We start from the raw sequence: 25,086 nt of genomic DNA, 5'->3' as shown, positions 1-25,086 counted from the left end.
GAACGGCGCTATCGGCGGAGATAGCGGAAGTACCACACCTCATGCCCCTGGCGCCGGGCCTTTCGTTCATAGCGGGTTTCCGGCCAGTCGTCGGGACGGGTCAGGAAATCGGCGGCGCTGCCGGCCTGCCACTCGAAATCGCTGCGCTGGTTCATCACCATCATCGACCAGCGGCAATAGGTGGGATCGTCGGTGCCGAGCCGGAATTCGCATCCGGGTTTTAGCTTGGCGGCGATCAGGTCCAGCGGGCCGTGATTGACCATGCGGCGCTTGGCATGGCGCGCCTTTCGCCACGGATCGGGGTGGAGCAGATACACACGGGTCAGGCTGGCATCGGGCAGCCGCTCGATCACCTCAAGCGCATCGCCCATGTGCAGCCGGACATTGGTCAGATCGCCATCGCGGATATGGCCCAGCGCGCCGACCACGCCGTTTAGAAAGGGTTCGCACCCGATGAAACCGTGATCAGGCCGCATCGCCGCCTGTCCGGCCAGATGCTCGCCAGCGCCGAAGCCGATTTCCACTTCCAGCGGGCGGTCGTCCCCGAACAGCGTCTGCGCATCGATCGGCCCGCTGTCGGGCACGCTGACCTGTGGCAGCAGTTCTTCGACCAGCGCGGACTGGCCCTGACGCAGCTTGTGCCCCTGGCGGCGGCCATAGAGGCGGCGGATGGTCGTCGGATCGTTCATGGGCGTGCGCTTTGGCCGGATGTCGCCGCCGGGGCAAGTCGCCCATGCCCGGGGATGCTACCCTTTCCCCGCGAACAGCGCTGCCGCGTCGTCCACCCCTGCATGGGCCGCCGCCATGTCCGGCACTTCGCTGTCGTCGCCGAACCCGAAATAATCGTCCTCGCCCAGCGGCTGCACCACGATCCCGTCGCGCCGGGCCAGCACCGACAGCTTGCGGTAATAGATGCCATAGGTGACGCCCGGCTGGGGCAGCAGCCAGGCGATCTGGCCGCGCACCGGCACCAGTCGTTTGTCGTCGAACAATGCCCGGGCGGCATAGCCGGTGCAGTTCATCACCACAGGTTCGGCAATGCGGCGCAGGTCGCGCACGCTCTTGAACTCGTCGCGCACGAACCGGCCCCCGGCGGCCAGGAACTCCGCCTCCAGCTGGCGGCAATAGGCCGCGACATTATAGGTCATGGTCGAGGTCCGCCGGGCATAGGCGGTGGGAAAGGGGTGCTGATCGGGGGTCAGCGGCTGGCTTTTGGGCACCATGTCGGCAACCAGGGGGTCCAGTTCCGCAAAATGCGCGCGGCCGGGATGGGCCGCCTCCATCGCCGCCAGCCGCGCCGCCCTCGGCTCGGCGGGCGTATCGGACAACAGGTATCGGTCGGTCCATTCCACCGGATCGCCGGGCATCCCCAGATAGCTTTGATGCATGGCAAAGCTGGCCCGCGCCATCCGTTCCCACAGCCCGGGGAAATTCGGCCCCGCGGGTTCGGCATGGGCGATGCGCGACGATGGCGTCCAGGCGCCAGTCGCCCACGCGGACCGTGTGTCGGGAAACCGGTCCTTGGTATAGATGGTTACGTCAGCGCCCATGCGCTGCGCCGTGATCGCGCTGGTCAGGCCGATGCACCCGGCGCCGATAACCGCGATCCGCCGCCCCTGGGCCAGCGCCAGCGGCACCGCGACCTGCGCCGATCCCCAGGATAGCGACCAGCCACTGCCGCCATGGCCATAATGATGGACGACCTGCTTGCCGCCGACCCGTTCCAGTTCGATCCGCGGCCCGGTGGCGAGGAACGGGCGCAGGCAGACGGTTACGCGGTACATCCGGTCGCGGCGGGCGATGACGGGGATGATCGGCGGGGGCGGGGCGAACGCCATCCCCTGTGCGCCTGCCGCACGTGGTCCGGCGCCAAGTCCGACGGCGGCAACCCCGCCGCCCAGGATCAGGCTGCGCCTGTCGAGCATCTTGGTTCCCCCCGTCGTCTTGACTGATTTCCGGTCAGCTTAACGTCGCCGGCAGAAAGCGAAAGGGGGGGCGTCGCCCGGCTATTCCGTGAACGCACCAGCGTCGATGTTGATTTGCCTTTTCTTGCCGACTGTGTTGACCGAACTGATCGGCTTTTCGTCGTTGAACAGGCTCAGTGCCCGTGCAGGTGAGGGGAGCGCATCCTGTGTCGGCAAAACATAAGTCGTTTCCAGATCGACGAAGCGCACTACCCAGCCGTCTGCCTCATCGTCCCCAAGCTTCAACTGCGGGGTGACGCTGAGGCCAAGTCCATTGTCGGATGTTGCCAGGAAATAGGCGTCATTCGCGGCATCGGCGCGGTACACGCCATCGTCGCCCAGCTTCGGATCGCGGCACCACGTCACCGGCTGTCCCGGTTCCCCCTCATCTTCTACTCGGAATTGCGCCGCCGCCATCGACAGAAGACTGCCCAGTATTGCCGACGCCCCATCGTCCTTGACCGTCTTGGTCGATTCCGCTGTGGCGATCGCCGACGCACAATTGTCCACTGGTTTAAGCACAGACGGCGGCATGTCCCGCTTCCGAGGTTTTGGCCAGCGCAGTGAGTGGATCGCCTGGATCGCGCGTTCGCGGGCTTGTGCTGGCGTCCCCGTCTTGCTGGAATAGCGGACCTTAATGATCCATCCCTCAATGCCCGTCATGGCAACAGCCGTTGAGCGATAATTCTTCTCGGTCAGATATGCGGCGACCAGCCCGGCTTTCGCGCTCGGCTCATTGCCCTGAAAGGTCAACGGGTCATTGCTCGGCACAGGCGTGCCATATGCTTCCGACCGATGTTCGATCGACCAGCGAGCCCGATCAAACCAGATCGGAATGGACCCGCCCGCCAGCCGATAGACATAGATGGAGTAAAGTTCCGATCCGTCCTCCGCCTCATACTGGAACGATATGTCGCTTTCTGTCTGCGTCAGGTCTCGCGCGCTTTGCATTCGCGCACCCATGACTGTCCCCGGTATCTCGATCCGGCTGGGTTTGTGGCGATAAGGATTGCCCGGCTTCACCTTAAGCTCGCGCGCCTGTTGAGCCGCCACTGGCAGCGACGCTGTCAGCAGCAACAGCGAAGACGCCAATCGAATCATCATGCTACGCCCCTCCCGACCATGTCGCAGGAGGGTGACGACAAGGCCGGTACACGGCAACCGGATTTTCCGGCGATCTGGTGCCCGCCAATGAAAAAGACGGCGCCTCCCCGTGGAGGCGCCGCCCTTTCCTTGGTTCGTTGCCCGGCGGGGGTTCAGGCCAGCGCGGCCTTCAGGTCGTCGACCAGGTCAAGCCGCTCCCACGGGAAGAAGTCGCCTTCCGCCGTGCGACCGAAATGGCCATAGGCGGCGGTCTTCTTGTAGATCGGCTTGTTGAGGCCGAGATGCGTGCGGATGCCGCGCGGGGTAAGGCCGCCCAGCTTTTCGATGCTCTCGATCGCCGCTTCGATCCTATCGTCGCCGACCGTGCCGGTGCCGTGCGTATCGACATAGAGCGACAGCGGCTTGCTGACCCCGATGGCATAGGCGATCTGGATCGTGCAGCGCTGGGCCAGGCCCGCCGCAACGACGTTCTTCGCCAGATAGCGCGTGATGTACGCCGCCGAACGGTCGACCTTGGTCGGGTCCTTGCCGCTGAACGCGCCGCCGCCATGGGGGCTGGCGCCGCCATAGGTGTCGACGATGATCTTGCGGCCGGTCAGCCCGGCGTCACCGTCCGGCCCGCCGATCTCGAACGCGCCGGTCGGATTGATGTGATAGACCGTCTCGTCGCTCAGCAGCTCCGCCGGAATGATGTCGGCGATCACCGACTTCACATAAGCGTTGAGTTCTTCATATTTCGCCGGGTCGGCGTTTTCGCCGGTCAGGCAATAGCCCGGCGCATGCTGGGTGGAGACGACGATCGCGGTGCAGGCGACGGGCTTGCTCCCCTCGTAGCGCAGCGTCACCTGGCTCTTGGCGTCCGGTTCCAGGAACGGGGCCTTTTTCGAATGGCGGTCGGCCGCCATCTGCTCCAGGATCTTGTGGCTGTAATAGAGCGTGGCCGGCATCAGGTCGGGGGTATCGTCGGCGGCATAGCCGAACATGATGCCCTGGTCGCCCGCGCCCTCGTCCTTGTTGCCGCTGGCGTCCACGCCCTGCGCGATATGCGCCGACTGGCCGTGCAGGTTGTTTTCGAACCGCAGCGTCTGCCAGTGGAAACCGTCCTGCTCGTACCCGATTTCCTTGACGGTGTTGCGGACCGTCGCCTCGATCTCTTCCTTGGCGCCCGGTGCCCATTCGCCATTTTCATAGACGCCCTTGCAGCGGATTTCGCCCGCAAGAACCACCAGCTGGGTGGTGGTCAGCGTTTCGCAGGCGATGCGCGCTTCGGGGTCCTTGGACAGGAACAGGTCGACGATGGCGTCGGAAATCTGGTCGGACACCTTGTCGGGATGGCCTTCGGACACCGATTCGGACGTGAAGAGATAGCTGGAACGCATGGGAATCCTCTGATCGGGATGAATGTCATCGGAAAGCCGGGCCGTTGCCATGCCCATATAAAGCTTTCCTTATATGAGCCTCTAGCGGCGGAAACGCCGGGCCGCAAGGGCAAGACTGGCGAGCAGTCCCGCAGCGATCAGCACCATCCAGTTGCCGACCCGCGAAAACAGGGTGGGGGCAAGGGCATCGGGCAGCGGCACGTCGATCACGCCGCGCTGTCCGTGCGGCACCGTACCGATCAGGCGCCCGTGCGCGTCGATGACGGCGGAAATGCCGTTCGGCGTGGAGCGGAGCACGGGCAGCCCCTCTTCGATGGCGCGCATCCGCGCCTGCGCCAGATGCTGCGGCGGCCCCCAGGCGCCGAACCAGCCGTCCAGCGAAGGGTTGACGATCATCCGGGGCCGCTGTGCGCCGACAGTCTGGCCCGAGAAAATGATCTCGTAACAGATCTGGACGCCGACCAGCCCGAACCCCGGCACCGCGATATTGGCCGGGCCGGGGCCGGGGCGGAAATCGACATCGCCCATCACCAGGCGGGACAGGCCAAGCGGCTGCAGGATGGCCCGCATGGGCAGATATTCGCCGTAGGGGACCAGATGCGCCTTGTCATAGCGCGCGCCAAGCGTGCCGTCCGGGCGGATCAGGAATACCGAATTGGTCGCATCGTCGATGATCGGATCGTCGCCGAACAGCAGCGCATTGCCCCCGACCAGGGCATTGTCCTGCGGGCGCAGGCGGGCGGCGATCCGGCGGCGGGCGATCCCGGCGGGCAGTTCGTAATACCAGCCGTCGGGATAGCCATCCTCAAGATAATATTCGACCGACCCCTCCGGCCATACGACCAGCGTGGGTTCGGGATGCTGTGCCGGCGTCATGTCGAGCAGGGTGCGGAAGATGCGTTCTTCATATCCCGGATCGCGCACCGACTCCTGACCGATATTGGGCTGCAGCACGCGGACGCGGGTCTGAACGGCTCCCCCCGATCCGGTCGGGCGTGTCATCCAATGTTCCGGCGACAGTGCAGGTGCGATGGCGGCCAGCGCAATTCCGCCAGTCAGCAGGGCGGGCAGCCGCCATCGGCCATTGGCGATCATCAATGCCGCGCCCGCCGCCAGTATCGTCAGCCCGGACAGCGCATAGCTGCCCACAGCCGCTGCCAGCTGCGCCACGCCGCCGACCGGCAGCCATGCGACCGACAACGGGTTCCAGCTATAGCCAGTGAACAAGCTGGCGCGCAGCCATTCGGTGACGATCCACGCCGCCGCCGCCATCAGCACGAACGCCGCGCCGGGCCGGTCGCCCGTCCGCCCGAACCGCCAGGCCAGGCCCCCGGCCAGCATCGGATAGACCGCCAGATACAGCGCCAGCGCGACCACCGCGAAATAGCCGAGCACCGGCGGCATCTTGTCCTGAAAATCAAAGGCGTGCTGGATCCAGTTGTTGCCGACGGTGAAATGCCCGACGCCGAACAGCCAGGAACGCCAAAGGGCCGATTTCAGCGTCGTCGCGCCATGAAGCGTCCACAGCCATACCGCCAGCGCGACCAGCAGCACCGGCCACAGGTCGAGCGGCGCGAACCCGACCGGCGATACAAGGCCGGCCGCCAGCGCGATCCAAGGAGCGAAACGGGGGGGAGGGGTCATGGTCCGGGGCTTAGCCGATCGGCTTCCCGCTTGGGAGTGCCTATCCTCGACCCTCGCGGTCGATCGATCCTTTTGCTAGAGGGCAGGGCATGACCAGTCTGCGTCCCTTTCACCTTGCCATTCCCGTTCACGACCTTGCCGCCGCGCGCGCCTTTTACGGCGGATTGCTCGGCTGTGCCGAAGGGCGGTCGGACAGCCACTGGGTCGATTTCGACCTGTTCGGCCATCAACTTGTCGCCCATGTCAGCGCCAGCGCTCGCCCGGCCGAAGCGAGCAATCCGGTCGATGGGCACGACGTGCCTGTGCCGCATTTCGGCGTCGTGCTGACCATGGATCAGTGGCAGGTGCTGGCCGACCGGGTTTCGGCGGCTGACGTGCCGTTCGGCATCGCCCCGCATATCCGGTTCAAGGGGCAGCCGGGGGAACAGGCGACGATGTTCTTTCGCGATCCCAGCGGCAACGCCATCGAGTTCAAGGCGTTCGCCGACGACACCATGTTGTTCGCCCGATGAGCGCACCGATCGAGGTCGATCTGCCCCATCGGCTGGGGCGGCAGGCAGCGCGCGAGCGGATCTGGGCGGGCATCGGCAAGCTGGCCGAATGGATCCCCGGCGGCAGCATCCACGACCCGCAATGGGATGGCGACCGCCTTGCCTTTGCCGTCATCGCGCTGGGGCAGCGGGTGGAGGCGAGCGTGGATGTGGCGGACGATCATGTCCACCTGATCCTGGACCTGCCGCCGATGCTGGCGCTGGCGGCCGGGCGCATCCGCGACAAGCTGGAGCGTGACGGGCCAAAGCTGTTGACCTGACGGAACCTTTGGCCTGAAACTGCGATAGGAGAGGATGAGCGACAGCAGTTCGATGGCCAGACGATCGATCCGTCCCGTTGTGATTGCGCTCGGCCTGACCCTGGCCGGCGGCGTGATCGGTGGCGGCATGCTGGCGGGGGCGGTCCGCTCCACCCTGCCGAAACCTTATGAATGGCGGGCCCCGGCGTTGGCGGAACTGGGTGCTGCGGAGCGGGCGCGGAACGGATATGAACAGGCACGGGCCGATGGCACGCTGGTCGAACGGCGCGGATCGAGCCATTGGGGCGGACTGCGCACCAATGCCGCAATCGTCGATCCGGCCGTGCAGCCCGCCTTTTCCCCTGCCGATTATCAGGCCGTAGCCCGCTGAACCTGGTCCAGTAGCCAGCTGCGGATCGCGCTGGCCAGATTGGGCGGATCGTCCGCTGCGATGCGGGCGGCGTCGATGGACGCGATCAGTGCGGACAGCGGCAGGTGATGGTCCGCCGCGGCCCGTTCCAGCGCCACCCAGAACACGGGTTCAAGACTGATCGAGGTTTCGTGCCCGGCAATGGTCACGCTGCGTTTGACAGGCCCCACAAAGCCGCCCGGCGGTGCGACGACCACCCGGTTCATTGCGCGTCGAAGAGCCCCGCCAGCTGTTCCACCATCGTGCCGGCCAGCTGGTCCGCATCCATGATCGTGACCGCACGGGCGTACCAGCGGGTCACGTCGTGGCCGATGCCGATGGCAACCAGTTCCACCGGAGACCGTGCCTCGATCCAGCCGATCACCTGGCGCAGATGCCGGTCTAGATAGGAGCCGCTGTTCACCGAAAGAGTGGAATCGTCGACCGGCGCACCGTCGGAAATGACCATCAGCACCTTGCGATCCTCGGCCCGGGCAATCAGGCGGCTGTGCGCCCAGAGCAGCGCCTCGCCGTCGATATTCTCCTTAAGCAGCCCCTCGCGCATCATCAGGCCCAGCGACTTCTTCGCGCGGCGCCACGGCTCGTCGGCCTGTTTATAGATGATGTGGCGCAGGTCGTTCAGACGCCCCGGCTGAGCCGGACGACCGGCCGCCAGCCATGCCTCGCGGCTCTGCCCCCCTTTCCAGGCGCGGGTGGTGAAGCCCAGGATCTCGACCTTGACGCCGACGCGTTCCAGCGTGCGGGCCATGATGTCGGCACTGATCGCGGCGATGCTGATCGGGCGGCCGCGCATCGATCCCGAATTGTCGATCAACAGCGTGACGACCGTATCCTTGAAATCGGTATCCCGTTCGATCTTGTAACTGAGCGATTGCATGGGATTGACCACGACCCTGGCCAGGCGGGCCGCGTCGAGCAATCCTTCTTCCTGATCGAAATCCCAGCTGCGCGCCTGCTGCGCCATCAGGCGACGTTGCAGGCGGTTGGCCAGTTTCGTCACCGCGCCCTGAAGATGGGCCAATTGCTGATCCAGATAGGCGCGCAGCCGGGTCAGTTCCTCCTCGTCGCACAATTCGGTGGCGGTCACGATCTCGTCATGCGCGGTCGAAAAGGCGCGGTAATCGAATTGCGGGGGCAAGTCGGAAATCGGCCGATTGGGACGGACCGGCAGCATTCCGTCCTGTCCGTCCTCGCCCGGTTCGCCATCGGCATCGTCGATGCCGTCCTGTTCCTGCTGGCTGGTTTCGCCGCTCTGCGTCTCGTCCTGCGACTGTTCGCCCCGCGCCTCCATGTCGCCCTGGCCCTCGGCAGAGCTGTCGCTGTCCTGTTCGGCGTCGTCGGTGTCGTCGTCCCCGTCCTCGGTGCCTTCGTCGTCGGAGCCGCCGGCCTCCTCGTCATCGGGCGTGACCTGTCCCTCGACCAGGTCGAGATCCTCCAACAGGCGGGTGGTCAGGGCCTGAAACGCCTGCTGGTCATCCAGCGCCATCGGCAGCGCATCCAGATCGGCGGCGGCGCGATCCTCGATCCAGTCGGACACCAGCGCCATCTGAACCGCCAGGCTGGCAGGCGCAGGCTTGCCCGTCAGTCGCTCGCGGATGATGAGCTGGACGGCGGTGGACAGCGGTACCTCGTCCCGGTTGCGCGCCCGAGTGATCGGATCGGACCGCAGCCGCATCATCAAGGCATGATCGAGATTGTCGGCGATGCCGGCATAGCCTTTGCCGCCAAGCGCCTCGATCCGAGCGGTTTCCGCCGCGTCATATACGGCGCGCGCAACCGGATCGGCCGGTGCTGCGCGCCGATGCATCGCGCTGTCGTGCAGGCGAAGCCGCAACGAAAAACTGTCCGCGAAGCCCCGTGCCTCCGCCACCTGATCGGCGGGAAGGGTCCGCGAGGGAAGGGGAACGCGCAGATGCCGGCCCGACTGCGCCGGCGCATCGGGGGTAAAGGCCAGTTCGACCTCTGCATCGCCCGACAATGCCCGGCACGTGCCGCCCAGCACGGATTTGAACTGATCGATGGGGGAGTCACTGGCCATAGCTGCGTTGTCGGGACTGATGCGCCGGGATGCAAGGGGGTGCTACCAGGGCAGGTTCCGGGTTGGCACCCCGGCCATAGCGGGATACATTCGTGTTTTAGAAAAACAGGTATGGAGAGCATCGCCGATGGACGTCAGCACGCTGTTCCGGCTGGATGGCCGCGTTGCGCTGGTCACAGGCGGGTCGCGCGGGATCGGGCGAATGATCGCTGCAGGCTTCGTGGCATCGGGTGCGCGGGTCTATGTCTCGTCGCGCAAGGCAGAGGCGTGCGTGGAGACGGCGGCGGCACTGGGTGAGAACTGCATCGCGCTGCCCGCCGACATCTCGACCGTTGCGGGGTGCAAGGCACTGGCGGCGATGATGGCCGAACGCGAGGAGCGGCTCGACATCCTGGTCAACAATGCCGGTGCCGCCTGGGGCGAGCCGTTCGAACAATTCCCGGAAAAGGGGTGGGACAAGGTGATGGACCTGAACGTCAAGTCGCCGTTTTTCCTGACCCAGTCCCTTCATTCCTTGCTGAAGGCGTCGGGCACGAGGGATCGGCCGGCCAAGGTCATCAACATCACCTCGATCGACGGGCTGCGGCTCAATCCATGGGAAACCTATAGCTATCATGCGTCCAAATCCGCGCTGATCTATCTGACCAAGCGGATGGCGGCGCGTCTGGTGCGGGATCGGATCAACGTCACCTCGATCGCGCCCGGCGCGTTTGCCAGCGACATGAACAAAGCGGCGCGCGATCACGGCGATGCCGTGGCGAAGGCGATTCCATCCGGCCGGATCGGGGCGGACGAGGACATGGCCGCCGCTGCACTGTACCTTGCCAGTCGCGCCGGGGATTATGTGGTGGGCGAAACGATCGCTGTCGATGGCGGGCTGGTCAATGCGAGCCTTGGCGGGAGTAAAGACGGGTAGCAAAGCCAACCGCGCTCCTGCGAAAGCAGGAGCCCAGGGTAGAGAGGCTTTCGCTTGCCGCTCTAGGCTCCTGCTCTCGCAGGAGCACTGGATTGTCAGGTCATTATTCGACGCCTAGCGTCCAACCTTCCGCCTGCGCCACCCGCGGCGTCAGCCCTTCGGGTCGCCAGATCCCCGCGTCGCCGACCTTGGCGCGCAGCCAGGCGGCGGTCATGAGCACATCCGTCTGGTGGTCGCTGAGCGTATCCGGCCCCTTCCAGGGCGCCGATCCGAATGCCGCCAGTGCCATATTCAATGCTTCGGTATGGCGCAGCTTGGACAATCCCTTGCGCAGTCCCGCCGCCCGCGCCGCGATGCTGGTATAGATTTCCACGACCACCGCGCCCCGATCCGTCACCGGATCGAAGGGCCAGACCGGCACGTCGCGGCCCAGATGGTGGAGCAGGCGCATTCCGGCAAAGCTGGCCTTTGCCACCTGAGCCGCGCCGATGGCGTCATAGACGGTGGATGGCTTGCCGCCGCCGCTCGCCCGATAGTGCTGCTCGCACCGACGGAAATGCATGAAGCGCGCCTTCATCCCGTCTGCTGCGCCGAGGTAGAAATGGTTGCCGCGATGCCTTTCCAGAAAGCTCGCGGCGCCCAGATCCGCGTCGCCGCACTGTTCGTCCAGCCACGCCCAAAAGGGCCGGGCCGTGGTCGGCGCGTCCAGTCCCGGCAGATAGGCCCCCCGATCGATCAACGGCGGGGCGAAGCTGAAATCGAAACCGATCAGCATATCGGTGTCCAGCTGCGCCCGAACCCAGTGCAGCACCTCCGTCCGCGACCATGCGCCGCCGGGCGGGTCGATCAGCTTCGGTGCGTCATCGCCCGGTTCGGCAACAGCGATGGCAATCCCCCGGTGCCGGTGCCCCTTGGCCCCCGACCAGTCGATCGCGGCAAAGCGGGTGAAGCGATCAGCAGGCAAGACTTTGCGGCCCGCAACCCGTCGTTGCGAGCGCAGCGAAGCAATCCAGTCCTGTCGCTGGATTGCTTCGCTTACGCTCGCAATGAGGATGCATTTCAGTCGCCACGCAAAGCCTGGCGGCGTTCGTCCCACCAGGCCATGCGCTCGGCGATGCGCTTTTCCATGCCGCGATCGGTGGGCGTGTAGTAGCTCTGCGGGGAGAGTTCCGATGGCCAGTAATTCTCGCCGGAAAAGCCGCCTTCGGCATCGTGATCATAGGCGTAGCCCTTACCATAGCCGATGTCCGTCATCAGCTTGGTCGGCGCGTTGAGAATGTTCTGCGGCGGCATCAGGCTGCCGGTTTCCTTTGCGCTGCGCCAGGCGGCCTTTTGCGCGACATAGGTGGCGTTCGATTTGGGCGCGGTGGCGCAGTAGAGGCACGCCTGGACGATCGCCAGTTCGCCCTCCGGCGAGCCCAGGAAGTCATAGGCGTCCTTGGCGGCCAGGCACTGGACGAGCGCCTGCGGGTCGGCCAGGCCGATATCCTCGCTGGCGAACCGCGTCAGGCGGCGAAGGACATAGAGCGGCTCCTCGCCGGCGGTCAGCAGCCGGGCGAGATAGTAGAGCGCGGCCTGTGGGTCCGACCCACGCAGCGATTTGTGGAGGGCGGAGATGAGGTTGTAATGCCCCTCCCGATCCTTGTCATAGACGGCGACGCGGCGTTGCAGGAACTGGCCGAGACCGGCCGGATCGAGCGATGCGTCGAAGTGGACCGAGAACAGCGTCTCCGCCTGATTGAGCAGGAAGCGGCCATCGCCGTCGGCGCTGGCGATCAGCGCGGCGCGGGCATCGCCATCGAGCGGCAGGGGGCGTTCCATGATCGCCTCTGCCCGGTCGAGCAATTGCCCAAGTGCGGCGGCATCCAGCCGGTGAAGGATCAACACCTGGGCACGGGAGAGCAGCGCTGCGTTCAACTCGAACGAGGGATTCTCCGTCGTCGCGCCGACCAGGGTGACTGTGCCATCCTCGACATAGGGCAGGAAGCCGTCCTGCTGCGCGCGGTTGAAGCGGTGGATTTCGTCAACGAAGAGCAGGGTGCGCTGGCCGATGCGGGCATGGTCGCGGGCCTCGGCAAACACCTTCTTCAGATCGGCGACCCCGGAGAAGACCGCCGAGATCGCCGCGTAGCGCAGGCCCACGGCACCGGCGAGCAGCCGGGCGATCGTCGTCTTGCCGGTGCCGGGCGGTCCCCACAGGATCATGCTGGACAGCTTGCCCGCCGCGACCATGCGGCCGATGGCGCCCTCCGCTCCGGTCAGGTGATCCTGGCCTACCACTTCGTCGAGCGCGCGGGGGCGCAGGCGATCGGCGAGCGGCGCATCGGGCGCGGGATCGTCCGTGGCGGGTTGTTCGGGATCGGCGAAAAGGTCGGCCATGAGAGAACAGATAGGGACGATGCCGCCGCTTGCCCATCCCGGCGTCAGCGGGGGGGCAGCAGCTCCAGATAGGCATCCAGCACCGCCTGGTTCGCCGTATCCCAGACGAAGCGCTGGGCGGCGCGGTGGCCGGCCGCCCCCGCCGAGCGGCGAAGCGCGGGATTTTCCACCAATGTCTGGATGGCATCGGCATAGGCGCGGACGTCGGTTGGCGGCACCAGGAAGCCGGTTACGCCTTCCTCGACCAGATCGACCGCGCCCGTGGCCCGTGCCGCCACCACCGGCACGCCCGCCGCCATCGCCTCTGTCGTCACATTGCCGAAAGTTTCGGTGACCGATGGCATGAAGAATACGTCCATGCCGGCGACTGCCCGGCCCAGATCGTCGCCCGACTGAAAGCCGGTAAAGACTGCTTCCGGCACGCGCTCGGCGAACCAGGGGCGGGCGGGGCCGTCACCGATCACGAGCACCTTGTGCGGCACGCCGCGCGTCTTCAGTTCGGCGATGACATCGGCGAAGATGCCCAGCCCCTTTTCCAGCACCAGTCGCCCAAGGAAGCTGACCGCCACGTCCTGATCCCCGATCCCTAGCGAGCGCCGCCAGGCGAGATCGCGGCGACCGGGATTGAACCGGTCGTGATTGATGCCGCGCGACCAGATGCCGATAGGCGTGCGGACGCCCCAGTCGCGCAGCACGTCGCCCATGCTGGGGCTGGGCACCATCACCCGGTCGACGCGATTGTAGAAGCGGGTGGACAGGTTGATTGCCAGCGGCTCCAGAAAGCCGATGCCATAATATTGGGCATAGGTTTCGAACCGGGTGTGCAGCGAGGCGAGCGTCGGAATCCTGCGCCGCCGTGCCCAGGTAACGGCGCGGTGCCCGCTGACGTCCGGGGCGGAGACATGGACGATGTTCGGGGCAAAGGATTTGAGGTCGGCGCGCACCGACATGGGCAGGCCGAGGCCCAGGCGATATTCGTCGCGTCCGCCGGGCAGGGCGAGCGCCGGAATGTCCACGACTTCGCCCGTCGGCTCGAACGCCGGTTCGGGCACGGTGGGCGAATAGACGCGGAGCGTGACGCCGCGTTCCAGCAGATGCCCGGCGAGCAGGTTCAGCGCTTGGTTGGCGCCGTCGCGGACATAATTGTAATTGCCGCTGAACATCGCAATTCGAAGGTCGGTGGGCTGCATGGCGCGGGGCGATAGCCCAAAGCCGCGCCCAAGGGAACGCTTTGCCCCCGCCGGGCGTCTTTGCCCCGGTTTATGATGGAGAGCCCCATGTCCAACAGCTTCAAAAAGGGTCAGTCGGTCAAATGGTCGTGGGGCAATGGCACCGCGAAGGGCAAGGTGGAGGAGCGGTTCGACCGCCGCGTCCAGCGGACGATCAAGGGCAGCAAGATCGTCAAGAACGGCACCACGGACAACCCCGCCTATCTGGTCGAGCAGGAGGACGGCGACAAGGCGCTGAAGAAGGGCAGCGAGTTGAGCGCTGCCTGATTCGGGATCGGAAGGTGGCGAAAGTGGTGCCACGTCCCCTTTGAAATCAGCCCCCGTAATCGTCCGGCGGCGAAGCGGGGTCAGGCCGGGGGCGGAACTGCCCATCCGGCGAGACTAGCCCGGCGATCGCCGTGTAGGACAGCGCCGACGCTTCGATATTCCCTTTTTGTTCCATTAGTGCTAGCGCACGTAAATGGCCAAGCCGAAGAAGCGCTATGTCTGTCAGCAATGCGGCTCCGTCACTTCGCAGTGGCAGGGGCAGTGCGGCGATTGCGGGGAATGGAACAGCCTGGTCGAAGAGGCTGGAGCGGTCGTCACGCCGTTTCAGGCCAAGCATAACCTGCAATCCGGCGGAAAAGCGATCATGCTGTCCGGGCTGGACAGCGATATCGCGCTGCCCGACCGGATGGCGACGGGCATTGCCGAGCTGGACCGGGCGCTGGGCGGCGGGTTCGTCGAGGGGTCGGCGACGCTGATCGGCGGGGATCCCGGCATCGGCAAATCCACCCTGTTGTTGCAGGCGGCGGCGAAGCTGGCGCTGGCGGGGAAGGCCGTCGCCTATGTCTCGGGCGAGGAAGCGGCGGATCAGGTGCGGCTGCGCGCGCGGCGGCTTGGGCTGGGCAAGGCACCGGTGCAGCTGGCCAGCGCGACGAGCGTGCGCGATATCCTGACCACCTTTGGCGACCGGGGCGAGGCACCCGACCTGCTGGTCATCGATTCCATCCAGACGATGCACAGCGACCTGATCGAAGGCGCACCGGGCACGGTGAGCCAGGTGCGCGCCGCATCGCAGGAACTGATCCGGTTTGCCAAGGAACGCGGCACCGCCGTGGTGCTGGTCGGCCATGTCACCAAGGACGGATCGATTGCGGGCCCTCGCGTGCTGGAGCATATGGTCGACACCGTACTCAGCTTCGAGGGCGAGCGCAGCCACCAGTTCCGTATCCTGCGCGCGGTGAAGAACCGGTTCGGGGGCACGGACGAGATCGGCGTGTTCGCGATGGCGGGCGAGGGGCTGACCGAAGTGGCCAACCCGTCCACCCTATTCCTGACCGACCGTGCGGAAAGCGTGACGGGATCGGTGGTGTTTCCTGCGCTGGAGGGGACGCGGCCCGTGCTGGTCGAGGTGCAGGCGCTGGTCGTGCGGCTGGCCAGCGGGGCGACGCCGAGGCGGGCGGTGGTCGGCTGGGACTCGGGCAGGCTGGCCATGATCCTGGCGGTGCTGGAGGCGCGCTGCGGCCTGAGTTTCTCGACCTGCGAGGTATATCTGAACATTGCGGGCGGATACCGGGTGCAGGATCCGGCGGCGGACCTGGCAGTGGCGGCGGCGCTGATTTCCGCGCTTGCCGAGCGGCCATTGCCGTCGGACGGGATTGCGTTCGGCGAGATCGCGCTGTCGGGCGAAGTGCGGCCGGTGGCGCATGCGGGGCTGCGGATGAAGGAGGCGGCGAAGCTGGGCTTCAACCGCGCCCTCGGCCCCGCCGCGCAACCGTCGGATAAGAGCCCAATGCGGCTGTCAGGCTTTGCGACGCTGAAGGCGTTTGTCGATCACCTGCTGGCGCGGGGATAGCGGACCGACGAGCGCGCCAGGATGGGCCGTTCGACGCGGACTCCGGCCGTCAGCAAACCGATCCTCCCCTGTAAGGAGAGGTGGCGCGCGTAAGCGCGACGGAGGGGTGACCCACTATGGATGGGCCGACACCGCTCCGTCAGGCCTTCGGCCTGCAACCTCCCCTCGCAGGGGGGGATATTGAAAGGGGGCGGTTGAATGATTTCTCCCGTGCTCCTGCGAAAGCAGGAGCCCAGGGTTGCCGAGGACTGCGCCCCACATGCTGTGCTTCCCCTGAGCGGGCACGAAAAAAGCGACGGGTACGGCTGGCTTTGCTCCCTGCCGCGATCCCTCAAATGCGGGAGGCAAGGATTGCGGAGGGAAGCCTTCGCCGCTCTGGGCTCCTGCTTTCGCAGGAGCACGGATGGGTGAAGTGGTTGGATCGCTCTATGCCTCAAGCGGTGCTTCATTTCGCCTATCGAAGCCGCGTCTCGACTTCGCTTGGGGCAAGCGTCTAGGGGTTGCGGGCCGCGCCGAGCGGGATCGAGGGACTTTGGATGGAATTGAGCGCGCTGGACATCGTCGTGCTGCTGACCGTGGGCGGGTCGGCGGTGATGGGGCTGTGGCGCGGGTTCGTGACCGAGGTGCTGTCGCTGATGGCGTTCCTGTTCGTGATCGTCGCGCTGCGTTTTGGCCATACGCCGCTGACCGCCGCGCTGGCCGAGCCGGTGGGGACGGATGCGGGGGCGGCGGTGCTCGCCTTTGCCATCATTGCGGGCGTCACTTATCTTGGGGGGCGGCTGGTGGCCAACGCCATCGGATCGCGGACGCGCAATTCGATCCTTGGCCCGATCGACCGGGCGCTGGGTTTCGGCTTTGGCGGGGTGAAGGGGCTGATCGTTGTCAGCCTGGGTTTTCTGCTGATCGTGCTTGTCATCGATACGGTCAGCGGCGGGCCGACGCGCCGCCCGCCATGGATGACCGACAGCACCAGCTATTCGCTGCTGAACGCAACCAGCGCGGGGATCGCTGAGTTCGTCGACAAAAGGCGGCGGGGGGAGCCGGTGTTTCCGGACGAGGCGCCGCCCCGTCGCTAGCGCGACAGCGGGCAACGGCGAACGGGCGGATCGACTCTGCGATCTTTCGGTCCTGCAAAACATCGCTGCTCCCCCTCGCGCTTGGCAGCAATCCCGCCTATCTGTCGGGGATGGCGGGGCAGCTCTACAATACCGAGATTCTGAGGCTGGCGGCATCGACCGCGGCGATCGCGCGGCTGGAGCGGCCGATGGCGACGGTCGAGAAGCGTTCGCCGGTGTGCGGCAGCCGGGTGACCGTCGATGTGGCGCTGGACGATGAGGGCAGGCTCGCCGAGCTGGGCATGGTGGTGCGGGCCTGCGCGCTGGGCCAGGCGTCCGCTGCGCTGATGGCCGCCGAAGCGCCGGGCAAGTCGCAGGCGGAGATGGCCGAGGCGCGCGATGCGCTGACCGCCTGGCTGGCGGGCGAGGGGCCGGAGCCGGACTGGCCGGGCCTGGCGATCTTCGATCCCGCGCGCCCGCATAGCGCGCGCCATGCATCGATCCGGCTGGCGTTCGAGGCGACGGCCGAGGCGATGGCTGAGGCGATCGCCGCGCGAAAGGCAGCCTGATGGAGGCGCATCACGGGACATCGATGAGCGCCGAGTTTGCCCCGCTGCTGGGCTTTGCGCTGGTATTCGTGCTGTTGTTCCGCAAGCTGGGGCTGGGTGCGACGCTTGGCTATCTGGTCGCGGGGGCGATTGTCGGGCCGGAGGTGCTGGGCATCGTGGGCGATGCGGAGAACAAGCTGGTCATCGCCGAGCTTGGCATCACGCTGCTCCTGTTTCTGGTCGGGCTGGAGTTGAGCCCCGCGCGGTTGTGGGCGCTGCGCAAGGATATTTTCGGCCTTGGCCTGGCGCAGGTCGCGCTGTGCGGCGTCGCGCTGACCGGGTTGATCGCGGCCTATGCCGGGTTCAGCTGGGCGGCGGCGCTGGCGCTCGGCCTGCCGCTGGCCCTGTCGTCGACCGCGCAGGTGCTGCCGATGCTGCAATCCGCCGGGCGATTGCGCACCCCGTTCGGCGAGCGGGCATTTTCGGTGCTGCTGTTCCAGGACCTGTCGATCGTGCCGCTGATCACGATCATTGCCGCGCTTTCCCGCAATCCGGCGGATGCTGGCGGGCCGCCCGGATGGCAGCTGACGCTTTATACCGTGCTGGCGATTTCGGGGCTGGTGCTGGCCGGGCGCTTCGTGCTGCGACCGATGTTCAAGCTGATCGGCAATCTGGGCGAGCGGGAGATGTTCGTCTTTGCCGGGCTGTTCACGGTGATGGCGAGCGCGGCGATCATGGAATCGCTGGGGCTATCGACGGCGCTGGGTGCATTCATCGCTGGCGTGATGCTGGCCGACAGTCCGTTCCGGCACGAGCTGGAGGCGGATGTCGAGCCGTTCCGATCGATCCTGCTCGGCCTGTTCTTCCTGGCGGTCGGCATGATGCTGGATCTGGGCGCGATCGCGGAGCGGCCGGTGTTCGTCCTGTCGATGGCGGCGTTGCTGATCGTCACCAAGGCGGCGGTTATCACCGGGCTGGGGATGCTGTTCAAGATGGGGTGGCGGCAGGCGCTGGCGCTGGGGCTGCTGCTCAGCCAGGGCGGCGAATTCGGCTTCGTGCTGTTCGCCCAGGCGCAGAGCGCGCTGCTGATCGCGCCGGAGGCGGCGAGCGTGTTCGGGGCGATCATCACGATCAGCATGGCGACGACGCCGTTCCTGATGATGTTCACACGCCGGTTCCGCGCCGAGCCGGCGGCGGGCGACGGCCGGTCGCGCGAGGAGCCGCGGCATGACGGGGCGAGCGCCATCGTGGTCGGCTATGGCCGGTTCGGCCAGACGGTCGCGCAGATGCTGATCGGTCAGGGGATTGCCGTCACGCTGATCGACCGCGATGTGGAGATGATCGACGTGGCGGGCACGTTCGGCATGAAGGTTTATTATGGCGATGGGCTTCGCACCGACCTGCTGCGCCGCGCGGGGGCGGAGGATGCAGAACTGATCATGCTGTGCCCCGACGGCGACGAGATCGATGCGGAGAAGCTGAACCAGATCCACGAGGCGTTTCCGAACGCCATGGTGTTCGTCCGCGCCTATGACCGGCGGTCGGTGATGAAGATGTATGGCGGCCAGGTGCAGGGCATCGTGCGCGAGGTGATGGAAAGCGCCGTAGTGATGGCGCGCAAGGCGATGGAGTCGCTGGGCGTCGATCCGGGCGAGATCGACCGCACCGAACAGGAATATCGGGACCGCGACACCAAGCGGCTGAAGCGGCAGAAGGAAGCGGGCGACCTTTATGCGGGACGCGAGGTGATGTTCAGCCAGAACAGCCAGGGCGGCAATGTATCCGTCCATTCCGACGAGGCGGTGCGGCCGTGAACGCGCTGTTGATCGTCGCTGCCCTGTCCGGGGCCATGGCCGTGGCGGCGGGCGCGTTCGGGGCGCACGGGGCGAGCGGCCAGGCTCAGGAATGGCTGAAAACCGGCGGGATGTACCAGCTCATCCACGCCGTCGCCGCGCTGGCGGCGATGCAGGCGGGCGCGCGGGGGCCGGGATGGGCGTTCGTCATCGGCAGCGCGGTGTTTGCGGGGACGCTGTATCTGATGGCGCTCGGCCTGCCACGCTGGCTGGGCGCGGTGACGCCGATCGGTGGCGTGGTGATGATCGCGGGCTGGCTGTGGTGGGCGTGGATCGGTATCAGGGGATAGGGGGCAGTGCGGAGTATGCGTTCCCATGTTCAGAGTTCTGCTTGCCGTCCTTGCCGCGATGCCCCTGCCCGCGCTGGCGCAGTTGCCGCCGCCGCCGATCGTTCCGGAACGGTTGAAGGCACCGCTGGACGGCTATAATCTGGCCAATGCCTTTGGTCAGTGGGTCTGGCATGTCGAGGCGAAGAAGGGCCCGGCGATCGATGCGCTGATGGCCGACGCTGCCCCGGTCGAGGGTCTGGTCGCTCAGGCCAGGCCGGTCGTCGAGTTTCGCAAGTTCAACGATTACGGGCATTTTCTGACGGGCGAGATCCGCCGCTATTGCCCGGCGGGGCGGGCCGTGAAGCGGCGTGCGGACGGGGCGTGCCGCTTGGTGCTGCGCCGTGCCTATGTCGGCTTGGCCGCGTCGGTTTATGGCGACGACGACAATCCCGTCGCGCGGTGGACGCGGGAGCAGTTCGACCCGCAGGCCTTTGTCGCGCAGATGCGGACGCTTGGCTTCAGCCCGGAAAAGGCGCGGACCTGGCCGCGACCGCTGTCCGACAATTTCGCCAACCAGCCGGTGCCCGACCGGGTGCTGCGCGACAATGCGACCATCGTGACGCTGGATTCGGCGGAATGCCCCGCCATGGCAGAGACGCTGGCGTCGCTGGAGCGCCAGATCCGGCGGGGCCGCGTCGATCCCGCCGCCATCGCAGCTGGCGATCCCGGCCCGCCGCCGCCGCCCCATGCCATCCGCGTCGAAACCGTGCTGCGGATGCCGGATGCCGATCGCAGCAAGGAAGTGCGATCGTCCGGCCAGCCGATCCGGACGCTGATCGCCCCGGTGCTGGATGCCGCCGATGCGTGCGAGGCGAAGCGCAAGCGCGCCGCGCCCTGATCATTTGCGCTTGCCCTCGCGTCGGCACCGGTCGGAGCAATAGACGACGTTTTCCCAGTCCCGCTCCCATTTCTTGCGCCAGGCAAATGGGCGGTTACAGGCCGGGCACATCTTTTCCGGCAGATGCTGTTTCTTTACCCCGCCGGGAATGACACGCCCTCCAGCGTCCGAGGCTGCGCGTCGAGGAACGCGGCGACTTCGCCCAGGTCCACCGACTTGTCGAGATAGGTCTGGCCGATGCCGCGTGCGAGCAGGAAGGGCAGGGTGCCGCCCGCCATCTTCTTGTCGTGCAGCATGTGGCCGACCAGCGTTTCGCCATCGGCATGGACATGCGCCGCCGCCAGCCCGTCGGGCAGGCCGCTGGCGCGCAGATGCGCCGCGACGCGGCCGGCATCCTCGGGGGGGCAAAAGCCCTTTGACGCGGAATAGGCAAAGGCCAGCGCCATGCCCGCCGCCACGCCTTCGCCGTGCAGCAGCCGGTCGGAAAAGCCCGTCTCCGCCTCCAGCGCATGGCCGAAAGTGTGGCCGAGGTTCAGAAGCGCGCGGGTGCCCGTCGTCTCGCGCTCGTCCGCGCCGACGATCCGCGCCTTGGCCCGCACCGAGCGGGCGATGGCATATTGGCGCGCGACCGGATCGCCATCCAGCAGCGCTGGGCCATGCTCCTCGCACCAGGCGAAAAAATCGGGATCGTCGATCAGCCCGTATTTGACGACCTCTGCATAGCCCGCGCGAAGCTGGCGGGCGGGCAGGGTGTCGAGCACGTCCGGGTCGATCAGCACGAGCGCGGGCTGATGAAAGGCACCGATCAGGTTCTTGCCAGCGCCGGTGTTGATCGCGGTCTTTCCGCCGACGCTGCTGTCCACCTGTGCGAGCAGTGTGGTCGGCACCTGGACGAAGTTGCAGCCGCGTTTCAGGATCGCGCAGGCAAAGCCGACCAGATCGCCGATCACGCCGCCGCCCAGCGCGATGACATGATCCGACCGCTCCACGCCCATGTCGAGCAGCCGGTCGGTCAGCGTCTCCAGCGTATCCCAGCTCTTGGTGCGCTCGCCCGGCGCCAGCACGATGCGTTCGCTGGCAATCCCCGCCGCCGCCAGCGATTCGCCCAGCCGTTCGGCATGGATGGCGACATTGGCGTCAGTGACGATCGGCATGGGCCGCCCGCGCGACAACGGGGCCAGCGCCTCGCCCGCCCGGTCGATCAGGCCGCGTTCGATTCGCACGTCGTAACTGCGGTCGCCCAGTGCGACGGGAATGGTCGTCATTGGCGGATGGCCTCCATGATCTTGTCCACGGTCACGTCATGCGGTGCCTGCTGGCTGGCGATGCGGACCGGAGCCAGCGCATAGACCGGATTGCGCACCGCCGCGAGGTCGCGCAGCACCTGTGCCGGATCGCGTCCGCGCAGCAACGGGCGGTGGTCCCGCTTGCGCACCCGTTCGACCAGCACGTCGATGTCCGCATCCAGCCAAATGGCCAGCGCCTGTTCCAGGATCAGCGCGCGCGTATCGTCCTGCATGAACGCGCCGCCGCCGGTCGCGATGACGCGCGGCCGACCGTCGATCAGCCGGGCGATCACCCGCCGTTCGCCGTCGCGGAACTGCGCCTCGCCATAGCGATCGAAGATTTCGGCGATGGTCATGCCCGCCGCCGCCTCGATCTCGTCATCCGCATCAACAAAGGGCAGGCGCAACCGGCCGGCGAGCCGTTTGCCGATGGTCGATTTGCCGGCACCCATCAGCCCGACCAGCACGATCGGCTTGCCGGTCCAGCGGGAATCGGTGGGGCGTGGCTCAAACATTGCGGCGGGGGCTATACATGGAGGGCGGCTGTCGGGCAAAAGGCCCGCCGGATTGACCCCTTTGGACAGGAACCCGACCCCCATCATGGCCCGCCGCAATGCATTTTCCAGTACGCCTCGCCGTAACGCAGGGCCGATGCGCCCATTGGTGATCGGTGCCATCATCCTGGTCCTGCTGGTCGGCGGTATCCTGTTCCTGGCCGGACGATCGACGGAGCAGCCCCAGGTCCGGGTCGAAAAGGAAGTCTCGCTTGAGAATCTGGCGCAATAGCCCTGCCATCCTGCTGGTGACCGTGGCGGCGGCGGGGCTGACCCTGCCGGCGCTGGGTCAGGACGCGCCCGAAAGCCTGTTGCCGCCGGGATTCGACGATCCGGCACCGGCACCAGCCCCGGCGCCCAGGCCGGCACAGCCGCGCCCGGACGCGCCGCGCTCGGCCACCGCCGTTCCCGGCCCGACCCCGACACCCTTTGCCGCGGGCACGCCGACGCCTGGCGGCACGCCCACGCCCGGTGCCACCCCCAGTCCAACGCCGAGCCCGGCCTTGGCCCTCTATGCCCTGCCCGAATATGCGCGGCGCGGCACCGCACAGGTGGGCGTGGCGAATGCCGGCAGCCTGTCCGGCCCGGTCTATGGCGGCGTCAACGGGTCACTGATCCAGCAGTTCATGCGCCGGATGGATGCGCCCATCGCCTCGCGCTGGCTGTCCATCACCCTGCGCCGGGTGCTGCTGGCGCCAAGCGACACGCCGCGCGGTTTGAATGGCGCGGATTTCGCCGCCGAGCGTGCCTGGCTGTTGCTGCGCATGGGCGAGGCCAATGCCGCGCGCGCGCTGGTCCAGTCGGTCGATGGCGAGGATTATACCCGTAAGCTGGATCAGGTGGCGATGCAGGCCATGCTGGCCAGCGCCGATCCGGCGGGCATCTGTCCGTTGGTGGAGCCGGCGGCCGCGCGGTCGCAGGAGCGGGGCTGGACCCTGGCGAGGGCGTGGTGCACCGCGCTGGAGGGCAAGGCGGTCGAGGCCGGGCGGATGATCGATGCCGCGCGCCGGGGACGCGTGGCCGGGGGCATCGATCTGGGCCTGGCCGAAAAAATGCTGAGCCGGGGCGCTCAGGGCAGGCGCGACGTGACGATCGAATGGGACGGCGTCGAACGGCTGACCAGCTGGCGCTATGGCCTTGCCACTGCCCTGGGCGAAACGATCCCGGACCCGCTGTTCGGCGGCGTCGGGCCGCAGGTGCGCCATTGGCAGGCACAGGCAGCGATGGTTCCGGCCGAATCCCGGCTGCCAGCGGCGGAGGGCGCGGCCGCCGCCGGTGTGCTGTCGGCCGCCGCCTATGTCGACCTGTTCGCGGCCATCGATGCAAGCGGCGTCGATTCGCCGGCCGCCGTGGCGATCGCGACCGATGTGCGCACGGCCCATGTTGCCCCCACCATCGGTGCGCGGCTGGATGCGCTCCGCCAATTGTGGGACGAGCCGGATACGCGGGCGGGACGCTATGCCCGGTTGATCCTGACCGCAGGGGCCGCGTCCGCGATTGCGCCGGGCGAGGCGACGGTCGGGGATGCGGACCGGCTGGTCGCCGCCATGCTGAGCGCCGGCCATGACCTGCGTGCCGTCCGCTGGACCCGGCTTGCCCCGCGCGGCGGCGATGCGTGGGCCATGCTGGCGCTGGCCGACCCGGCGGGCGGGCGATTGTCGCGTGGCGATGTCGACGCCTATCAGGGCGACGAGCGCAAGCGGCAGCTGTTCGTCGCGGCGCTGGCCGGGCTGGGCCGGGTTTCGCCCGGGGATGCGGAGGCGCTGGCCGAGGCGGCGGATGTCCCGATCGGCGCAGAGAATCGCTGGTCGCGCGCCATCCAGGCTGCGGCACGCGCCCGGCAGCCGGGCACGGTGGTTGTGCTGGCGGGGCTCGGCATGCAGACCCGCGACTGGCGGGGCGTGCCCGCGCATCACCTGTTCCATATCCTGGCCGCGCTTCGGGCAGTGGGGCTGGACGCAGAGGCGCGGATGATCGCCGCAGAGGCCATCGCGCGAGCATGACCGGGGGCGGGGACGTGGCGCTGATCGGCCGGTTCCTTGAGATGATGGCAGCGCAATCGGGCGCGGCGCACAACACGCTGATCGCCTATGCCACCGACCTGCGCCTGGCATCGGACATGCTGGGCGGACGATTGGCGGATGCCGACCGCGCGGCGCTGACCGCGCTGGCCGATGGTTGGCAGTCGCTGTCGTCGGCGACGGTGGCGCGCAAGGCGGCGGCGCTGCGGCGGTTTTACGGGTTTCTGCTGGACGAGGGTATGCGGGCCGACGATCCGGCGGACGCGCTGCCCCGGCCCGGCACGCGCCGACCGCTGCCCCGCACGCTGTCGGTGGCCGATGTCGACCGGCTGTTCGCGGTGCTGGTGGAGCGGACCGGGCATCCGGTCGTGCGACCGGCGGACCTGCGGCTGTCGGCGCTGGTCGAACTGCTGTACGGATCGGGCCTGAGGGCCACGGAGCTGGTGTCCTTGCCCCGCAATGCAGTGGCGCCCGACCGCCCGTTCCTGATCTTGCGCGGTAAGGGGGGGCGGGAACGGCTGGTGCCGATTTCCGACCGCGCGCGTGCCGCGGTGGCGACGTGGCGCGACCATGTGCCGCCCGCCAGCCAGTGGCTGTTTCCCGGCGGCAAGGCGCATCTGTCGCGCGTCCGGCTGTTCCAGCTGATCCGCGCGCTGGGGTCCGAAGCGGGGATCCCGCCCGACCGGATCAGTCCGCACGTGCTGCGCCATGCCTTTGCCACGCATCTGCTGGAGGGCGGCGCCGATCTGCGCGCCCTGCAATCGATGCTGGGCCATGCCGACATCGCTACCACCGAAATCTATACCCATGTCGATGCCAGTCGGCTGGTGGCGCTGGTCAATGCGCGCCATCCGCTCGTTGACGGCGCGCGCACGCGGCCCTAACCGGACCG

General features: G+C 67.2%; 27 protein-coding genes. 14 read left to right on the top strand and 13 right to left on the bottom strand.

Features of this window, described 5'->3' with window-relative positions; genetic code table 11:
* Positions 1-8 precede the first annotated feature (8 nt).
* The 5 genes from trmB to lnt all read right to left on the bottom strand — a co-directional run bounded on the left by trmB (position 9) and on the right by lnt (position 6,091).
* Entirely contained in the window at positions 9-689 is a 681-nt protein-coding gene (gene trmB, locus ACPVPU_RS12865; protein WP_448658348.1) for a tRNA (guanine(46)-N(7))-methyltransferase TrmB, read from the bottom strand.
* 57 nt (positions 690-746) lie between these two features.
* Positions 747-1,925 carry an FAD-dependent oxidoreductase gene (locus ACPVPU_RS12860; protein WP_448658347.1) on the bottom strand — a complete coding sequence of 393 codons (1,179 nt, stop codon included), beginning with the start codon at positions 1,923-1,925 and terminating at the stop codon, positions 747-749.
* A gap of 81 nt (positions 1,926-2,006) precedes the next feature.
* Positions 2,007-2,987 (bottom strand): hypothetical protein, encoded by a 981-nt coding sequence (locus ACPVPU_RS12855; RefSeq protein WP_448658345.1) that lies wholly within the window; start codon positions 2,985-2,987, stop codon positions 2,007-2,009.
* A 233-nt stretch (positions 2,988-3,220) separates the two neighbouring features.
* On the bottom strand, positions 3,221-4,447 hold the full coding sequence (gene metK, locus ACPVPU_RS12850) for a methionine adenosyltransferase (RefSeq protein ID WP_448658343.1): 1,227 nt from the start codon (positions 4,445-4,447) through the stop codon (positions 3,221-3,223).
* An 81-nt stretch (positions 4,448-4,528) separates the two neighbouring features.
* Positions 4,529-6,091: an apolipoprotein N-acyltransferase gene (lnt, locus tag ACPVPU_RS12845; RefSeq protein ID WP_448658342.1), complete on the bottom strand. Its 1,563-nt coding sequence runs from the start codon at positions 6,089-6,091 to the stop codon at positions 4,529-4,531.
* Positions 6,092-6,180: 89 nt separating this feature from the next.
* On the opposite strand from lnt, the gene ACPVPU_RS12840 reads away from it, so the two are divergent.
* From ACPVPU_RS12840 to ACPVPU_RS12830, 3 genes are read left to right on the top strand one after another with little or no spacing between them, the layout of a single operon-like run.
* Positions 6,181-6,603, top strand: coding sequence for a VOC family protein (locus tag ACPVPU_RS12840; protein WP_448658341.1), 423 nt, complete (start codon positions 6,181-6,183; stop codon positions 6,601-6,603).
* Complete coding sequence (locus ACPVPU_RS12835; RefSeq protein ID WP_448658340.1) at positions 6,600-6,902, top strand: polyhydroxyalkanoic acid system family protein; 303 nt, start codon at positions 6,600-6,602, stop codon at positions 6,900-6,902. Before ACPVPU_RS12840 ends, ACPVPU_RS12835 begins: the two co-directional genes overlap by 4 nt.
* 34 nt (positions 6,903-6,936) lie before the next feature.
* Positions 6,937-7,272: a hypothetical protein gene (locus ACPVPU_RS12830; RefSeq protein ID WP_448658339.1), complete on the top strand. Its 336-nt coding sequence runs from the start codon at positions 6,937-6,939 to the stop codon at positions 7,270-7,272.
* Here ACPVPU_RS12830 and ACPVPU_RS12825 read toward each other — a convergent pair.
* Both ACPVPU_RS12825 and cobT read right to left on the bottom strand, forming a co-directional pair.
* Positions 7,254-7,517, bottom strand: a complete 264-nt coding sequence (locus ACPVPU_RS12825) for a ribbon-helix-helix domain-containing protein (protein WP_448658338.1) — start codon at positions 7,515-7,517, stop codon at positions 7,254-7,256. The two genes, ACPVPU_RS12830 and ACPVPU_RS12825, sit on opposite strands and share 19 nt — an antisense overlap.
* Positions 7,514-9,349 carry a cobaltochelatase subunit CobT gene (cobT, locus tag ACPVPU_RS12820; RefSeq protein ID WP_448658337.1) on the bottom strand — a complete coding sequence of 612 codons (1,836 nt, stop codon included), beginning with the start codon at positions 9,347-9,349 and terminating at the stop codon, positions 7,514-7,516. Before cobT ends, ACPVPU_RS12825 begins: the two co-directional genes overlap by 4 nt.
* Positions 9,350-9,476: 127 nt before the next feature.
* On the opposite strand from cobT, the gene ACPVPU_RS12815 reads away from it, so the two are divergent.
* A complete protein-coding gene (locus ACPVPU_RS12815; RefSeq protein ID WP_448658336.1) occupies positions 9,477-10,265 on the top strand; it encodes an SDR family oxidoreductase in 789 nt (262 codons plus the stop codon).
* Positions 10,266-10,368: 103 nt separating this feature from the next.
* On the opposite strand, the gene ACPVPU_RS12810 is transcribed toward ACPVPU_RS12815, so the two are convergent.
* From ACPVPU_RS12810 to ACPVPU_RS12800, 3 genes are all read right to left on the bottom strand, one after another.
* On the bottom strand, positions 10,369-11,229 hold the full coding sequence (locus ACPVPU_RS12810; protein WP_448658335.1) for a hypothetical protein: 861 nt from the start codon (positions 11,227-11,229) through the stop codon (positions 10,369-10,371).
* Between the two features lie 95 nt (positions 11,230-11,324).
* The gene (locus tag ACPVPU_RS12805) at positions 11,325-12,644 is read right to left on the bottom strand and encodes a replication-associated recombination protein A (RefSeq protein ID WP_448658334.1); all 1,320 of its coding nucleotides are present in this window, start codon (positions 12,642-12,644) and stop codon (positions 11,325-11,327) included.
* Positions 12,645-12,688: 44 nt separating this feature from the next.
* The gene (locus tag ACPVPU_RS12800) at positions 12,689-13,834 is read right to left on the bottom strand and encodes a glycosyltransferase family 4 protein (protein ID WP_448658333.1); all 1,146 of its coding nucleotides are present in this window, start codon (positions 13,832-13,834) and stop codon (positions 12,689-12,691) included.
* 87 nt (positions 13,835-13,921) lie between these two features.
* Here ACPVPU_RS12800 and ACPVPU_RS12795 point away from each other — a divergent pair, with 87 nt between their 5' ends.
* The 7 genes from ACPVPU_RS12795 (at position 13,922) to ACPVPU_RS12765 (ending at position 20,333) form a co-directional block, all read left to right on the top strand.
* On the top strand, positions 13,922-14,140 hold the full coding sequence (locus ACPVPU_RS12795; RefSeq protein WP_448658332.1) for a DUF2945 domain-containing protein: 219 nt from the start codon (positions 13,922-13,924) through the stop codon (positions 14,138-14,140).
* Positions 14,141-14,333: 193 nt separating this feature from the next.
* Positions 14,334-15,710: a DNA repair protein RadA gene (gene radA / locus ACPVPU_RS12790; protein ID WP_448658331.1), complete on the top strand. Its 1,377-nt coding sequence runs from the start codon at positions 14,334-14,336 to the stop codon at positions 15,708-15,710.
* A 536-nt stretch (positions 15,711-16,246) separates the two neighbouring features.
* The gene (locus ACPVPU_RS12785) at positions 16,247-16,786 is read left to right on the top strand and encodes a CvpA family protein (RefSeq protein ID WP_448658330.1); all 540 of its coding nucleotides are present in this window, start codon (positions 16,247-16,249) and stop codon (positions 16,784-16,786) included.
* A 110-nt stretch (positions 16,787-16,896) separates the two neighbouring features.
* Positions 16,897-17,334 (top strand): iron-sulfur cluster assembly scaffold protein, encoded by a 438-nt coding sequence (locus tag ACPVPU_RS12780; RefSeq protein WP_448658329.1) that lies wholly within the window; start codon positions 16,897-16,899, stop codon positions 17,332-17,334.
* Entirely contained in the window at positions 17,334-19,127 is a 1,794-nt protein-coding gene (locus tag ACPVPU_RS12775; protein WP_448658327.1) for a cation:proton antiporter domain-containing protein, read from the top strand. The genes ACPVPU_RS12780 and ACPVPU_RS12775 overlap by 1 nt, the downstream gene beginning before the upstream one ends.
* A 35-nt stretch (positions 19,128-19,162) precedes the next feature.
* Positions 19,163-19,456 (top strand): DUF423 domain-containing protein, encoded by a 294-nt coding sequence (locus tag ACPVPU_RS12770; protein ID WP_448660518.1) that lies wholly within the window; start codon positions 19,163-19,165, stop codon positions 19,454-19,456.
* 25 nt (positions 19,457-19,481) lie between these two features.
* Complete coding sequence (locus ACPVPU_RS12765; protein ID WP_448658326.1) at positions 19,482-20,333, top strand: hypothetical protein; 852 nt, start codon at positions 19,482-19,484, stop codon at positions 20,331-20,333.
* Here ACPVPU_RS12765 and ACPVPU_RS12760 read toward each other — a convergent pair whose 3' ends face one another.
* Genes ACPVPU_RS12760 through ACPVPU_RS12750 form a run of 3 tightly spaced genes read right to left on the bottom strand, consistent with a single transcriptional unit; the run spans position 20,334 to position 22,134 of the window.
* Positions 20,334-20,483, bottom strand: coding sequence for a DUF2256 domain-containing protein (locus ACPVPU_RS12760; RefSeq protein WP_448660517.1), 150 nt, complete (start codon positions 20,481-20,483; stop codon positions 20,334-20,336).
* Positions 20,468-21,598, bottom strand: a complete 1,131-nt coding sequence (gene aroB / locus ACPVPU_RS12755; protein WP_448658325.1) for a 3-dehydroquinate synthase — start codon at positions 21,596-21,598, stop codon at positions 20,468-20,470. Before aroB ends, ACPVPU_RS12760 begins: the two co-directional genes overlap by 16 nt.
* Positions 21,595-22,134 carry a shikimate kinase gene (locus ACPVPU_RS12750; RefSeq protein WP_448658324.1) on the bottom strand — a complete coding sequence of 180 codons (540 nt, stop codon included), beginning with the start codon at positions 22,132-22,134 and terminating at the stop codon, positions 21,595-21,597. The genes aroB and ACPVPU_RS12750 overlap by 4 nt, the downstream gene beginning before the upstream one ends.
* 136 nt (positions 22,135-22,270) lie before the next feature.
* Here ACPVPU_RS12750 and ACPVPU_RS12745 point away from each other — a divergent pair, with 136 nt between their 5' ends.
* Genes ACPVPU_RS12745 through ACPVPU_RS12735 form a run of 3 tightly spaced genes read left to right on the top strand, consistent with a single transcriptional unit; the run spans position 22,271 to position 25,078 of the window.
* Positions 22,271-22,405 (top strand): hypothetical protein, encoded by a 135-nt coding sequence (locus tag ACPVPU_RS12745; RefSeq protein ID WP_448658323.1) that lies wholly within the window; start codon positions 22,271-22,273, stop codon positions 22,403-22,405.
* Entirely contained in the window at positions 22,386-24,176 is a 1,791-nt protein-coding gene (locus tag ACPVPU_RS12740) for a hypothetical protein (protein WP_448658322.1), read from the top strand. The genes ACPVPU_RS12745 and ACPVPU_RS12740 overlap by 20 nt, the downstream gene beginning before the upstream one ends.
* Entirely contained in the window at positions 24,173-25,078 is a 906-nt protein-coding gene (locus ACPVPU_RS12735) for a tyrosine-type recombinase/integrase (protein ID WP_448658321.1), read from the top strand. Before ACPVPU_RS12740 ends, ACPVPU_RS12735 begins: the two co-directional genes overlap by 4 nt.
* The last annotated feature ends 8 nt before the right edge of the window (positions 25,079-25,086 follow it).

It is taken from the genome of Sphingomonas paludis (assembly GCF_053502515.1).
This window is presented reverse-complemented; position numbering and strand designations above follow the sequence as displayed.